This is a genomic window from Tardiphaga robiniae (genome assembly GCF_013359755.1).
GTDB classification, from domain to species: Bacteria; Pseudomonadota; Alphaproteobacteria; order Rhizobiales; family Xanthobacteraceae; genus Tardiphaga; species Tardiphaga robiniae.
On record NZ_JABMCJ010000092.1, the window covers coordinates 184841 to 197525 of the forward strand.

Annotated in this window: 14 protein-coding genes; 6 read left to right on the forward strand and 8 right to left on the reverse strand. The window is 61.5% G+C overall.

Translation table 11 applies throughout. The features are described 5' to 3' along the window. Positions 1-7: 7 nt before the first annotated feature. A complete protein-coding gene (locus HP556_RS22840) occupies positions 8-1048 on the reverse strand; it encodes an NAD-dependent epimerase/dehydratase family protein (protein WP_175368641.1) in 1041 nt (346 codons plus the stop codon). A 100-nt stretch (positions 1049-1148) separates the two neighbouring features. On the opposite strand from HP556_RS22840, the gene HP556_RS22845 reads away from it, so the two are divergent. After that, positions 1149-1727, forward strand: coding sequence for a TetR/AcrR family transcriptional regulator (locus HP556_RS22845; protein WP_175368642.1), 579 nt, complete (start codon positions 1149-1151; stop codon positions 1725-1727). On the opposite strand, the gene HP556_RS22850 is transcribed toward HP556_RS22845, so the two are convergent. Beyond that, positions 1717-1863: a histidine kinase gene (locus tag HP556_RS22850; RefSeq protein ID WP_089262632.1), complete on the reverse strand. Its 147-nt coding sequence runs from the start codon at positions 1861-1863 to the stop codon at positions 1717-1719. The two genes, HP556_RS22845 and HP556_RS22850, sit on opposite strands and share 11 nt — an antisense overlap. A 175-nt stretch (positions 1864-2038) precedes the next feature. Here HP556_RS22850 and HP556_RS22855 point away from each other — a divergent pair, with 175 nt between their 5' ends. The 5 genes from HP556_RS22855 to HP556_RS22875 all read left to right on the forward strand — a co-directional run bounded on the left by HP556_RS22855 (position 2039) and on the right by HP556_RS22875 (position 7405). Further along, positions 2039-2680 carry a shikimate kinase gene (locus HP556_RS22855; protein ID WP_089262630.1) on the forward strand — a complete coding sequence of 214 codons (642 nt, stop codon included), beginning with the start codon at positions 2039-2041 and terminating at the stop codon, positions 2678-2680. Next, positions 2677-3819 (forward strand): 3-dehydroquinate synthase, encoded by a 1143-nt coding sequence (gene aroB, locus HP556_RS22860; RefSeq protein WP_175368643.1) that lies wholly within the window; start codon positions 2677-2679, stop codon positions 3817-3819. The genes HP556_RS22855 and aroB overlap by 4 nt, the downstream gene beginning before the upstream one ends. Before the next feature lie 55 nt (positions 3820-3874). After that, complete coding sequence (locus tag HP556_RS22865) at positions 3875-5224, forward strand: hemolysin family protein (protein ID WP_175368644.1); 1350 nt, start codon at positions 3875-3877, stop codon at positions 5222-5224. A 78-nt stretch (positions 5225-5302) separates the two neighbouring features. Further along, positions 5303-6268: a Bug family tripartite tricarboxylate transporter substrate binding protein gene (locus HP556_RS22870; RefSeq protein WP_175368645.1), complete on the forward strand. Its 966-nt coding sequence runs from the start codon at positions 5303-5305 to the stop codon at positions 6266-6268. Between the two features lie 177 nt (positions 6269-6445). After that, complete coding sequence (locus HP556_RS22875; RefSeq protein ID WP_175368646.1) at positions 6446-7405, forward strand: Bug family tripartite tricarboxylate transporter substrate binding protein; 960 nt, start codon at positions 6446-6448, stop codon at positions 7403-7405. A 42-nt stretch (positions 7406-7447) separates the two neighbouring features. Here the strand turns inward: HP556_RS22875 and HP556_RS22880 are convergent, their stop codons facing one another. From HP556_RS22880 to HP556_RS22905, 6 genes are all read right to left on the reverse strand, one after another. Next, on the reverse strand, positions 7448-8158 hold the full coding sequence (locus tag HP556_RS22880; protein ID WP_175368647.1) for an ABC transporter ATP-binding protein: 711 nt from the start codon (positions 8156-8158) through the stop codon (positions 7448-7450). Then, positions 8151-8930: an ABC transporter ATP-binding protein gene (locus tag HP556_RS22885; protein WP_120288321.1), complete on the reverse strand. Its 780-nt coding sequence runs from the start codon at positions 8928-8930 to the stop codon at positions 8151-8153. Before HP556_RS22885 ends, HP556_RS22880 begins: the two co-directional genes overlap by 8 nt. Then, positions 8927-9865: a branched-chain amino acid ABC transporter permease gene (locus tag HP556_RS22890; protein ID WP_175368648.1), complete on the reverse strand. Its 939-nt coding sequence runs from the start codon at positions 9863-9865 to the stop codon at positions 8927-8929. The genes HP556_RS22885 and HP556_RS22890 overlap by 4 nt, the downstream gene beginning before the upstream one ends. Continuing rightward, complete coding sequence (locus tag HP556_RS22895) at positions 9862-10728, reverse strand: branched-chain amino acid ABC transporter permease (protein ID WP_116661402.1); 867 nt, start codon at positions 10726-10728, stop codon at positions 9862-9864. Before HP556_RS22895 ends, HP556_RS22890 begins: the two co-directional genes overlap by 4 nt. A gap of 6 nt (positions 10729-10734) precedes the next feature. Next, a complete protein-coding gene (locus HP556_RS22900; RefSeq protein WP_175368649.1) occupies positions 10735-11895 on the reverse strand; it encodes an ABC transporter substrate-binding protein in 1161 nt (386 codons plus the stop codon). Between the two features lie 109 nt (positions 11896-12004). Further along, entirely contained in the window at positions 12005-12436 is a 432-nt protein-coding gene (locus tag HP556_RS22905; protein ID WP_175368650.1) for a nuclear transport factor 2-like protein, read from the reverse strand. Between the last annotated feature and the right edge of the window lie 249 nt (positions 12437-12685).

Genomic DNA, 12685 nt, shown 5'->3' on the forward strand with positions numbered 1-12685 from the left:
TGGGAATTCAGGAGGCCGCGAGCAGGCCGTGGTCGATCAGGCTTTGTGCACTGGCGCGAATGGCCTCGTCGGCGGATCTTGGTTGCCAATCCAGCATTCGCTGTGCCTTCGCGGCACTGACACTCAGATCGACGTCGAGTTCATGGACGATCATGCGCGACCGTGCGCTGAACGGCGCCATTGCCTTGATCATCCAGTTAGGCACGTCGCCCGAGGGCAGAACCGGCGCATAATTCGGAAATGACTGCGCCAGTACGGCAGCCATGTCGCGCATCCATAGAAACTGCCCGGCAGCGATGAAGCGCTGACCTGACGCATCCGGATGGGTCATCGCCTTGATATGTGCATCAGCCACATCGCGGACATCGACCACCGCGATGCCGAAGCGCGGCACACGTTTGAGCTTGCCGCTCATCATCTGCTGAACCAGCCCGATTGACGTGCCGTAACTCGGACCTAGCAGAGGTCCGAAAATGATGCCGGGATTGATGACGGCGAGATCCAGTCCGGTTTCCGCAGCAAAGGCCCATGCCGCCCGTTCGGCCAGCGTCTTGGATTTATAGTATGGCGTTGCCCGCTTGCCCGTCGGATCGGTCCAGTTGTCTTCGGTATACGGCGCCTTGCCGCTCCCGTGATTGGTGGCCGCGATCGAGGACGTCAGCACTACACGCGTCACGCTTGCGCGATGCGCGGCAAGTAGTACCCGTAACGCGCCGTCCCGCGCGGGTTGGATCAGTTCATTTTCATCCTTCGGAAGGGCTGCCGGAAACGGCGATGCCGTGTGGATCACATAGCTGCAGCCTGTGACGGCGGCATCCCATCCGATGTCGGAGCAGAGGTCGGCTTCGACGAAACTGAGCGAGTGCGAGTCGGTTGGCGTCGCACAGATCTGCTTCGCGATCCGGTCGCAGCCGCTCATGCGACGAACGCTACCGCGGACAGCGTAGCCCTTGGCCAGCAACTGCCGGGCGATATGTCCGCCCAGAAAGCCGCCGATGCCCGTGACAAGAACAATGGTCTCTCGATTGCCGACCGATCCCGAATGCATGTTCGCTCCTCTCCCATGTGGAATGCGTGAATTGGACAATTGGACTATTATTGTCTAATTGTCTTTTGACGCTTTGGACACGAACTGTCAATCTGTCTGAATGAGTGAACGAGATGCCAAAACCGATCACATTCTGGATGCCGCACTCCCGGTGTTCGTCCGCCACGGTTTCCGCAAGGCGTCCATGGCCGACATTGCGCGTGCGGCAGGAATTTCGCGGGCGTCGCTCTATCTGAGCTTCAAGAGCAAGGAAGATCTGTTTCGGGCGGGCTCGACGCGCGCTCATGCGCGGACCATGCGCGATGTCGAGGCGGCACTCTCAGGCGATGGCGACGTGTTCGGTCGCATCGAGACGGCGATGGCCGTGTTTCAGCGCGAACTGATCGCCCCTTTCGCGGGCAGCGCCGACGCCATTGAACTGTTCGACGTCAACATGGCTCTGGCCAAGGATATCACGCTCGCCGCGCGGGCCCGACTGGTCGCTCTGCTGGCGCAGGCGCTGAGCGATGCCGAGACCGCGGGCATGATCAATCTCGGATCATTGCAAGCCAGACCCGCCGACGTCGCGGGAGTCATTGTCGCCGCGATCGATGGCATCAAGCACGCGGAGGGAGCCGGTCCGAAATTCGCCGAGGACATGCAGCTCTTCATGCGCTTGCTGCGCGCAGCTATTTCTTGAGAAATTTGTCCGGCTGGATGGTGACCGTCATGTCCCGTGGCTTCGGATTGACGAAATTGGCCAGCGCGAAGATCACGCCATAGACCACGCCGACGATCACCGCGACGACCGTCAAAAAGCGGAACAGGCTGGGCATGATCAGGGAACTCGGCGGCGAAATGGAGCGATTCGTTCCGCCGGAGGCGGTCACCTTGTCCGGATACAGACTGCAAGAGGTGCTGGCAACGCTGGCGCTGGGGGTAGTATAGGTGACCGGAATGCGGCAAACCTCTGCGATCCCTTGTCGCTCACTGATTTTGCAGGTGTTTTTGATGTCCGAGACCATCTTGCCGGCCATTGCCAGCGCACCCCAGGAGGCCGCCATCGTCGCGGCGCTGGGAAAGCGCTCGGTCGTGCTGGTGGGCATGATGGGGGCGGGCAAATCGACCATCGGCCGGCGCATGGCGACGCGGCTGCGGCTGCCTTTCGTCGACGCCGACAACGAGATCGAGGCGGCGGCCGGGATGTCGATCCCGGACATTTTTGAAGTCCACGGCGAACCGCATTTCCGCGACGGTGAGGCGCGGGTGATTGCCCGGCTACTGGACAGTGGACCGATCCTGCTGGCGACCGGCGGTGGTGCCTTCCTGCGCGAGGAGACCCGTCAGCGCATCCGCGACAAGGCGATCTCGCTGTGGCTGAAGGCCGATGCGGATGTGATCCTGCGCCGGGTGCGGCGCCGGGAAAACCGCCCGCTGCTGAAGACCGCCGATCCCGCGGCGACCATTGCGCGGCTGATTGAGGCGCGCCATCCGTTCTATGAGCAGACCGACATCACGATCGACTCGCGCGACGTGCCGCATGAGAAGATCGTTGAGGAAGGCATCATCGCGCTGCACGAGCATCTGTTCCGCCCGCACGCAGCTTCCGCCATTTCCGAACCGACAGGCGATCCCTTGAGTTCTCAACTATGACCGCGCCCTTGAAGCATTCCGATCCGATCGTCGTGGACGTCGCGCTGGCTGAGCGCGCCTATGACATTGTCATCGGCCGCAATGTACTGCCGTCGCTTGGTGCGCGTATCGCCAGACTGCGGCCGGGTGTGCGCACGGCGATCGTCACCGACAGGACCGTTGCCAAGCATTGGCTGACTGCAACGGAAGCCTCGCTGGCGGCGGCTGATATTCCGACCTCGCATATCGTCGTCGAGGAAGGCGAAGGCTCGAAGAGCTATGCTGGACTCGAGAAAGTCTCCGAGGCGCTGATCGCGGCGAAGATCGAGCGCAACGATCTCGTCATCGCGCTTGGCGGCGGCGTCGTCGGCGATCTCGCGGGCTTTGCTGCAGCGATCGTGCGCCGCGGCGTCGATTTCGTGCAGGTGCCGACCTCGCTGCTGGCGCAGGTCGACTCATCCGTCGGCGGCAAGACCGGCATCAACTCGCCGCAGGGCAAGAACCTGCTTGGCGCGTTCCATCAGCCGGTGATGGTTGTGGCCGATACGGCGGTCCTCGATACGCTGTCGCCACGGCAATTTCGTTCGGGCTATGCGGAAGTCGCCAAATACGGTGTGCTCGGCGATCACCAGTTCTTCACGTGGCTGGAAGCCAACCATGCCGACATCATGCGCGGCGGTGCAGCGCGCGAACACGCCATTGCCACCTCCTGCCGCGCCAAGGCCGGTGTTGTGTCGCGCGACGAGCGCGAGAATGGCGAACGCGCACTGCTCAATCTCGGTCACACCTTCGGCCACGCGCTGGAAGCGGTGACGGGTTTCTCCGAGCGGCTGTTTCATGGCGAGGGCGTGTCGGTCGGCATGGTGCTTGCTGCGCAACTGTCGGCGCAACTCGGCATGATCGCTGAGAGCGATGCGACCCGCGTGCAGCACCATCTTGCCGATGTGGGTCTACCCACGAAGCTGCAGGACATTGCCGGCTTCGCGCAGGAAGGCCTCGCGGACGCGGATACGCTGATGGCGCTGATGGCGCAGGACAAGAAGGTGAAACGCGGCAAGCTCACCTTTATCTTGCTGGAGGCCGTCGGCCAGGCCGTCATCGCTGGCGATGTCGATCCCGCGACGGTTCGCGCCTTTCTGCATCAGAAGCTGACGGGATAGAACTGACCGTGTCCGGTTTGGGATTTACCAAAGCCGGCGCCGTCGCAGGACTTTCATGAATTCGATTACCGTCAATCTGCTGATCGCGATCTTCCTGCTCGCTGCCAACGCGTTTTACGTGGCGGCGGAGTTTGCGCTGGTCAAAAGCCGAGGCTTCCGCGTCAAGAGCATGGTCGAGCAGAACCGCTTCGGCGCGCGTCTGCTGCAGAACATGATGGGCAATATCGAAGCCTATCTGGCCTGCTGCCAGCTCGGCATCACCATGGCATCGCTGGGACTCGGCTGGGTTGGTGAGCCCACGGTGGCCGCACTGCTGAAACCGGTGCTCGATCCGCTCGGCCTGTCGGAATCCGCGCTTCACTTTACCTCCTTCATTACCGGCTTCCTCGTCTTCTCCTCGCTGCATATCGTGATCGGCGAACAGGTGCCGAAGACGCTGGCGATCCGGCAGCCGGAGCCGGTGTCGCAATGGATCGCCTATCCGCTTTATGCGTCCTACATCCTGTTTTATCCGCTGAACTGGCTGCTCAACGCGGCGTCACGCGGCACGCTGGCACTGCTCGGTGTGCAGGAGGCCTCGCCGCATGAAATTCTCACCGGCATTGAGATTGAGGGCCTTGTCGGTGAGTCTGCCGAACATGGCGGCATTGCATCGGGCGAGGCCGAGTATATCCAGAACGTGTTTCGCTTCGGCGATCTCGCGGTGTCCGATGTCATGGTCCATCGCACGGCGATGGTGACGCTGAATGCGGACCTGCCGTCCGAAGAGCTGGTGCGCGAAGTGCTGGCCACCGAATACACCCGCATTCCCCTCTGGCGTGAGAAGCCGGAAAACATCATCGGCGTGCTCCACGCCAAGGACCTGTTGCGCGCGATCCGCGCGGTCGATGGCGACACCGCCAAGATCGATGTTGCCAGCATCGCGCTGCCGCCGTGGTTCGTTCCGGAAATGCGCCCGCTGTCGGATCAGTTGAAAGCCTTCCGCCGTCGCAAGACCCACTTCGCGCTCGTCGTCGACGAATATGGCGAAGTCGAAGGTATGGTGACACTGGAAGACGTGCTGGAAGAAATCGTCGGCGACATCGCGGATGAACACGACGTGGTCGTCGCGGGCGTGCGCGCGCAGGCCGATGGCTCGGTGGTGGTCGATGGTTCGGTGCCGATCCGCGACCTCAATCGCGCCATGGACTGGCATCTTCCCGATGATGAAGCGACCACGGTGGCCGGTCTCGTCATTCACGAGGCGCGCTCCATCCCCGAGCGCGGGCAGAGCTTCACCTTCTACAACTTCCGCTTCCGCGTGCTGCGCCGTGAGCGCAACCGCATCACCGCGCTGCGTATCGGCCCGGTACCGACCGAGCCGGAAGTGTCGGAGAAAAAGCCGCGGGCCGGGACGTCGTTCTAGGCCCTCGCCGGTCCGGTTCTTGCTTTTGCTTTATTCCATGAGCTGCCATTCCATTGAATGGCGCAACTGGAGCGAGCGATGAACAAGTCCTGGCGATTGTCATGCGTATTGGCCGCTGTGTTGATGTCCGGCGCTGCGCTGGCCGACACCAACTGGCCGACGAAGCCGATCAAGGCGGTCAATCCGTTCGGTGCCGGCAGTGCGGGTGACGTGGTCCCGCGCCTTTTCTTCGAAAAACTGAGCACGGAGCTAGGGCAGCCGATCGTGATTGAAAATCGCGTGGGTGCGGGCGGCTCAGTGGGTACGGGCGCGGTCGCGAAGAGTGATCCGGATGGCTACACCTTGCTGTCGCAGACCAACGCCATCTCCATTGCGCCCGCGATCTTCCCCAACCTCAACTACGACACCACCAGGGAGCTGTCCTCGGTGCTGATGATTGGCTATGCGGCCAATGTGATGATCGTGCCCAACGAACGGCCATGGAAAACGATTCAGGATTTCCTGGCTTCCGCGAAGACCAAGGGCACTGTGATCAATTACGGCTCGGTGGGCGTTGGCAGCGCCGTGCATATCAGTTCGGAAAAATTCCGCGCCGCCGCCGGTTTCGAGGCTACGCATATTCCCTATCGCGGGGGTTCCGAAGTGATCACGGATATTATCGGCGGCCGCATCGATTTTTACTTCTGCCCGCTGGCCACGGCACTGCCGCTGATCCGCGAGGGCCAGGTTCGCGCGCTGGTGGTGTCGACGCCAACCCGCGTACGCGATCTGCCGGATGTACCGACGCCGATCGATGCCGGTCTCAAAGATGCCGACAGCTCGATCTGGTTCGGCGTGTTCGTGCCAGCCAAGACGCCGCCGGAGATCGTCGAGAAGCTCTATGTGACTGGCACCAAGGTGCTGAACACGGCTGACATGCAGGCTTCGCTGAAGAAGATTGGTGTCGAGCCGATGCCGATGAAGTCATCCGAGATGGATGCGCTGCTGGTCAAGGAAATCGCCGACAACAAGGTGCTGCTCAAAAGCGAGGTCGCGGCCAAGTAGGCGGACTGCCGGCCGTGCCAGCACGGGTGAGGCCGGCATTGTCGTTTGTCTGGGCTGGATCACCGCGCGCTTGGGCGTTGTTTTAGGCTTCAAACGGTCCGAAACTTGCTTCGTTGTCGCCGATTGGCCCGATCATTGGGCGGCCATTCCCCTCGAATGGTATTATTGGAGCAAGTAATGAATAAGCTTATGCGGTGGTCGTGTGTTTTCGCCGGTGTGCTGCTGTCGTCTGTCGCGGCGCAGGCCGAAAACAACTGGCCGAGCCGTTTGATCAAGGCCACCATCCCGTTCGGCCCGGGCAGCGCGACGGACGTTGTGCCGCGCATCTTCTTTGAGCGTCTCGGGCCTGAACTCGGCCAGACCATCGTGGTCGAGAATCGCGTTGGCGGCGGCGGCGCGGTGGGCACTGCGGCAGTCGCGAAGGCGGAGCCGGATGGCTACAGCGTGCTAGCGCATTCCTCCGCACTGACAATCACACCTGCGATCAATGCAAGCCTGCCTTATGACACGTCGAAAGACCTGTCGTCGGTGATCATGATCGGCGTCAGCCCGCAGATCATGATCGTGCCGAAGGAGCGTCCCTGGAAAACCGTTGATGATTTCCTGAAGGATGCGAAGGCCACGGGATCGTCGATCAATTTCGGTTCGGTTGGCATCGGCAGCGCCGTGCATATTAGCGCCGAGAAATTCCGGATGGCCGGTGGCTTTGAAGCGACGCACATCCCTTATCGCGGCGGGCCTGAAGTGATTGCCGATATCCTTGGTGGCCGTATCGATTTCTACTTCTGCCCAGCGGCGACGGCTTTGCCGCTGATCCGGGAAGGGCAGGTGCGTGCGCTCGTCGTCTCCACCGAAAAGCGGACGCCGGAACTGCCCGACGTGCCGTCACTGGTCGAGGTCGGACTGAAGGACGGCGTCAGTAACAGCTGGATCGGCGTATTCGTGCCGTCGAAGACGCCGCGCGAGATCGTCGACAAGATGCGCGATGCCGGCCTCAAGGTGCTGGCCAAGCCGGAGATGCAGGCGGCGCTGACGAAGATCGGCGTCGAACCGATGCCGATGGAGCCGAAGGCGATGGACGATCTCGTGGCGAAGGAAGTTGCCGCGAATATCGCGCTGCTGAAGAATGTGAAGTGACAGAACGTTGGCCTCGCCTCTAAGTCGAGGAGAGGCCAATAGCTACCCACCCAGATACGCCTCGCGAATACGCGGATCGTCTGCCAGAACGGATGCCGGTCCGGACAGTGTGATCGATCCGGTTTCCAGCACGAAAGCGCGTGCCGCAACCTCCAGCGCCATCGCGGAATTCTGCTCGACAAGCAACACGCCAAGCCCGGTTCGCTTGTTCAGTTCAACGATCTTGTCGAACACCTGTTCGATCACGATGGGTGCGAGGCCCAGTGACGGCTCGTCCAGCATCAGAAGGTTCGGCCGCGACATCAGCGCACGGCCGATCGCAAGCATCTGCTGTTCGCCTCCCGACAGCGACCAGCCGCCTTGCTTGATGCGCTCCTTCAGTCGTGGAAACAGTTCGAACACCAGCGCCAGATCGTCTTCGACCTCGGCCTTCTTGTAGGCGCGGGACGCCGTTCCCGTGATCAGGTTCTCGCGCACGGTGAGGCCCGGAAATATCCGGCGGCCTTCGGGGCAATGCGCGATGCCGGCGCCGACGATGGTTTCCACAGCGGTGCCGTGGATGGCCTCGCCCTTCCACGAAATCGAGCCGAACGTTGGTCGCAGCAGGCCGGAGATGGTGCTCAGGGTTGTCGTTTTGCCGGCGCCGTTGCCGCCAATCAGCGCGACGATCTCGCCCATTTCGACGCTGAACGAGATGCCCTTCAGTACTTCGATGTGGCCGTAGGAGACATGGAGGTTCTCGATCTTAAGCATGGCGATGCCGCCTGCCGAGATAGGCCTCGATCACCAATGGGTTTTGCTGAACCGCGCTTGGCGCGCCTTCAGCGATCTTCTTCCCAAAATCTAATACGGCCACGCGGTCGCTGATCCCCATCACCAGTCGTACATTGTGTTCGACCAGCAATATGGTGATGCCCTTGCCCTTCAGTTTCGCGATGGTGTCGAGCAGGGTCATGCTCTCGGTCATGTTCATGCCGGCGGCGGGCTCATCCAGCAGCAACACCTTCGGTTTCGATGCCAGTGCGCGGGCGATTTCCAGCAGGCGTTGCTGCGCATAGGGCAACTGGGTCGGGCGATCGTCCGCGCGTGCGGCGAGGCTGACGATCTCCAGCGCTTCGCGCGAGGTGCTCTCGATCTCAGCCTCGCGTTGTCGCTGCGTGCCGTTCGACAGCATGATGTTGAGCATCGACATGGGCGTGTTGCAGGCTGCAGCGACTTTCACATTTTCCAGCACGGTGAGATTGGAGAACACCCGGATGTTCTGGAACGTGCGTGCCAGCCCGAGCCGCGCGATGCGGTTGGGCCTGAGGCGGAAGATCTCCTTGCCGTCGATGCGGATCGAACCGGCATCGGCATGTGAGGCGCCGGACAGCGCATTCAGCAGCGTGGTCTTGCCCGAGCCGTTGGGGCCGATGATCGCCTGCACGATTCCCTTGGGGACGTCGAGATCGACGTCGTCGAGCGCGACAAGGCCGCCGAAACGGCGCGTCACGCCGCGCGCGGTGATGATCGCTTGATCCGTCATCGCGCACCTGCCCAGCGTGGCAGCCGTGATGCCAGCGATGCGAGGCCGCCGGGCGCCAGCACGATCACGGCGATGACGCCGAGGCCATAAAGCACGAGGTACCATTGCCCGAGGAAACGTAGCGCCTCCGGCAAAATGGTCAGGCCGACGGCGCCGATGATGCAGCCGGGGATCGAGCCCATGCCGCCAACGATAAGCATGGTCATCAGCAGGATGGCCTGGGTGCCGGAGAAGCTGTCCGGGCTGATGAAGCGGATCGAGGAGGCGTAGAGGCAACCGGCGAGGCCGGCATAGACCGCGCCGATCATAAAAGCGATCAGCTTGGTACGCGTAGTGTCGACGCCGCTCTGCTCGGCGGCGATCTCGGAATCCTTGGTGGCGATCATGGCGCGGCCGAGCGACGATTGCCGAATCCGCGCGGCGACGAGGGCCGCAATCGCCAGCACTGCGATTAGCAAATAGTAATGTTGAACCTGTCCTTGCGGGCCGATTCCAAACACGCCGATACCCGGTATCGCGCGCAGGCCGGAGGTGCCGCCGGTCACCGGCTCCCAATGCACGATGATCAGACGGACGATCTCGCCGAAGCCGATCGTGGTCATTGCGAGATAATAGGTACGCAGCCGCAACGTCGGCAGGCCAAGCACGAGGCTCGCCGCCATCACGATGACCACCGACAGGAATGGCGTCGTGATCCAGGGCAATCCGGCTTTGGCGGCGATGCCTGTAGTGTAGGCGCCGAGGCCGTAAAATGCGGCCTGGCCGAAATTGATCTGGCCGACCCAGCCGGTGGCGAAGTTCAGGCCGAGCACGACGATGGCGTTGAGAATGGCGATGTTGAGGAGCTGAATGACATAGTTGTCATGGGTCACTGCCGGGATCAGCAGCGCCACCACAACGCCAAGCGCGAGCGGAAACCAGTGTTTCACTGTCATACCTTCTCGCTGCTCTTCTCGCCGAACAGTCCGCGCGGCCAGGCCACGAGCACGGCGATCATCACGATGAAGGCATAGGCATCGCGAAAGTTCGAGGAGATGTAGCGCGCGCCGAAGGTCTCGATCAGGCCGAGAAACAGGCCGCCGATCACCGCGCCCGGCAGATTGCCAAAGCCGCCGATCACGCTGACGACGAAGCCTTTGAGACCCAGACTGCCGCCCATGGTCGGCTCGGCCAGGAAAATTGGTGCCACCAGCAGGCCGGCGATACCCGACAGGATCGCGCCAAAGGCAAAGGCGACGGCGATGGTGCGGTTGACGGGAATGCCGACCAGCCGCGCGGTGTGCAGGTCCTGCGCAGTGGCCTGCATCAGGATGCCGAAGCGTGTTTTGGTGAGCATCAGATATTGCAGCAGCAGGATCACTGCGAGCGTGCAGAAGATGAAGAGCTGGTGCATCGAAATGACGACACCGGCAAAACGCAGCGGCGGGCCGCGCACCGGCGAAGGCAGCGACACCGGCAGCGGCCCCCAGATGATCAGCGCGATGTTCTCCAGCACAATGCCCATGGCGATGGTGGTGAGGATCACCAGGAACGGGGGGCGCCCGCGCAGCGGGAAGTAGACTAGCACCATGAAGACGATGCCGATCAGCGCCATCGCCAGCATGGTGGAGGCCCAGGCCAGCGCCATCGGCAGTTCATGCGTCACCGCGCCCGAAATACCGATAAAGGCACCGAGCATCAACAACTGTCCCTGCGCGAAATTGACGATCTGAACGGTGTTGAAAATCAGCAGCAGACCCAGCGCCACGAGAGCATAGATGCTCCCGAGCGCCAGGCCGTTGACGACGAGTTGGCCCATGAAGTTTTAGAACCCGCTCTCTTTGATTGGTCCGGTGAATTCCGGGGTCTTGCCCTTGTTGCGATAGATGCCGAGCGTATGGGTGAGGTCGCCGTTGGCATCGGCCTGGTAGGAGATCAGCATGCCCTTGAAGTCCTTGGTGGCGGCAAGGGCATCACGGATCGCCGGCTTGTCGCAGCCGACTTTCTCAATGATCGACTTCAGCATGAAGACCGAGTCGTAATAGGAGACGGTGAAGTTGTCGGCCGGCACTTTGTATTTGTCCTGCACGCGCTTTGCCCAATCCAGAATTTTCGGATCGGTCGAGGTTTGGGGGATCATGCCCCCGATCGCGTAGTTGCCGTCGGCTTCGGCTGCGGACAGATTGTTCAGGGTGGTCTGCGCGACAATGCTGGTATTGCCGATGGTGGTCAGCTTGATGCCGAGATCGCCCATCTGCTTCAGCACCAGCGTGATGTCGGAGGGACGACCGAACAGGATCAGGCTGTCGGCGCCCTTGTCCTTGATCTCCAGAAGCTGCGCGCTCATGTCCTTGTCGGACGGGGCATAAGAGGCTGTCGCGACCGGCGTGACATTGAGTTTGGTGAGTGCCGCCTGAATGCCCTTCGACGCGCCGAGACCGTAATCGTCGGCAACGACGAGAATGCCGGGCTTGGTCTTCTTCAGTGACTTCACGAGATATTCGGGGATCAGCTCGGCGAGCTGGCCGTCATGGGCGTGGGTGCGGAACAGCCACTTCGAACCCTGCGCGGTGACTTTCGCGTTGGTGGCGCCGACGATGAACGGGGTCTCGGATTTGTTGACGCTCTCGGTCTGTGCAAACACATGCGGCGAGATCATCGACGACATGATGACCAGCGGCTTGCTCTCGATGATGCGATTCATCGCATTCAGAGCGTCGGTCGACGAGGCGCCGGTGTCCTCGGTGGTGAGTGCGATCTTCTTGCCGGAAATGCCGCCGGCGGCGTTGATCTCGTCGACAGCGAATTCAGCGCCATTGCGGGCTTGGGTGCCGAGCAACGCAAGGTTACCAGTCAGCGGCGTGGTCAATCCGAACGGGATCGTCGCTGGGCAGGCCGCTGCATCGGCCCTGGCGTTGTTGGTGACACCGATCAGGCACAGCAGCGCCGCGCCTGTCATCATGGTCTTGGAGAATCCCTGCAACATCGACGTTCCCTGGTTACACTCAGCTTGCATTCTGTATGCAAGCTGAGTGCCAGATCGTCGACATTTCAAGGTGCTGAATGCCGGCGGCAATCAAGCCGCCGTGTTTACGCTACGCTTCGATATCCATGCGTATGAGAATGCGCTCGGCGCTGTCGTTCCAGACATCCATCCTCACGATCTTGCCGTCCCGCACGACGAAGCGATCAACATAGCGATTGCCTTCGAACGCCGTGCCGTCATGCCATTCGCCATAGAGCGTACCGGTATTGTAGACGATGGTCTCGCCATTCCCCGGGGACGCATCGGTGCGCTCCATCTTCTTCTTCACCCATTTGTAGCGCATGGCGTTGAACGTGGTGGCATCGCGCGGATGCTTGAACTTGCGGCCGCCGGTGAAGGTGATCGCGACGTCGGCCGACATGAAGGTGCCGGCGGTTTCCGGGTCCGGCACCATGGAGGCCACGAGAAACCGCTCGACGAGGTCGGCAGCCTGGGCGGTTTCATCGGTGACGGGCGCAAGCGCGGTGGGGGATTGCGACATCGGGTTTCTCCTGCGGGCAGATGATGGCGCCATCATAGCAAAACCGGTGCCAGAATTGTATTCGGTAGATACATCAGATCGTATACAATTCTTGTGTGGCGCGCCTGATTATTGGGCGTTCCTTGAAGCAGGATTTGAAGATATTACCGTATTTTCAGGTAGTTAATCAGAGATCGAATCGCATGCGCCTTGGCACATGCCTTGCTTGCCCACGCATATGCTTTCGCTACGTCCCGATCGGCGGCGTGG

Coding starts and splice junctions, on each gene's coding strand:
- HP556_RS22840 (WP_175368641.1), bottom strand. CDS start 1,048: ATGCATTCGGGATCGGTCGGCAATCGAGAGACCATTGTTCTTGTCACG.
- HP556_RS22845 (WP_175368642.1), top strand. CDS start 1,149: ATGAGTGAACGAGATGCCAAAACCGATCACATTCTGGATGCCGCACTC.
- HP556_RS22850 (WP_089262632.1), bottom strand. CDS start 1,863: ATGCCCAGCCTGTTCCGCTTTTTGACGGTCGTCGCGGTGATCGTCGGC.
- HP556_RS22855 (WP_089262630.1), top strand. CDS start 2,039: ATGTCCGAGACCATCTTGCCGGCCATTGCCAGCGCACCCCAGGAGGCC.
- aroB (WP_175368643.1), top strand. CDS start 2,677: ATGACCGCGCCCTTGAAGCATTCCGATCCGATCGTCGTGGACGTCGCG.
- HP556_RS22865 (WP_175368644.1), top strand. CDS start 3,875: ATGAATTCGATTACCGTCAATCTGCTGATCGCGATCTTCCTGCTCGCT.
- HP556_RS22870 (WP_175368645.1), top strand. CDS start 5,303: ATGAACAAGTCCTGGCGATTGTCATGCGTATTGGCCGCTGTGTTGATG.
- HP556_RS22875 (WP_175368646.1), top strand. CDS start 6,446: ATGAATAAGCTTATGCGGTGGTCGTGTGTTTTCGCCGGTGTGCTGCTG.
- HP556_RS22880 (WP_175368647.1), bottom strand. CDS start 8,158: ATGCTTAAGATCGAGAACCTCCATGTCTCCTACGGCCACATCGAAGTA.
- HP556_RS22885 (WP_120288321.1), bottom strand. CDS start 8,930: ATGACGGATCAAGCGATCATCACCGCGCGCGGCGTGACGCGCCGTTTC.
- HP556_RS22890 (WP_175368648.1), bottom strand. CDS start 9,865: ATGACAGTGAAACACTGGTTTCCGCTCGCGCTTGGCGTTGTGGTGGCG.
- HP556_RS22895 (WP_116661402.1), bottom strand. CDS start 10,728: ATGGGCCAACTCGTCGTCAACGGCCTGGCGCTCGGGAGCATCTATGCT.
- HP556_RS22900 (WP_175368649.1), bottom strand. CDS start 11,895: ATGTTGCAGGGATTCTCCAAGACCATGATGACAGGCGCGGCGCTGCTG.
- HP556_RS22905 (WP_175368650.1), bottom strand. CDS start 12,436: ATGTCGCAATCCCCCACCGCGCTTGCGCCCGTCACCGATGAAACCGCC.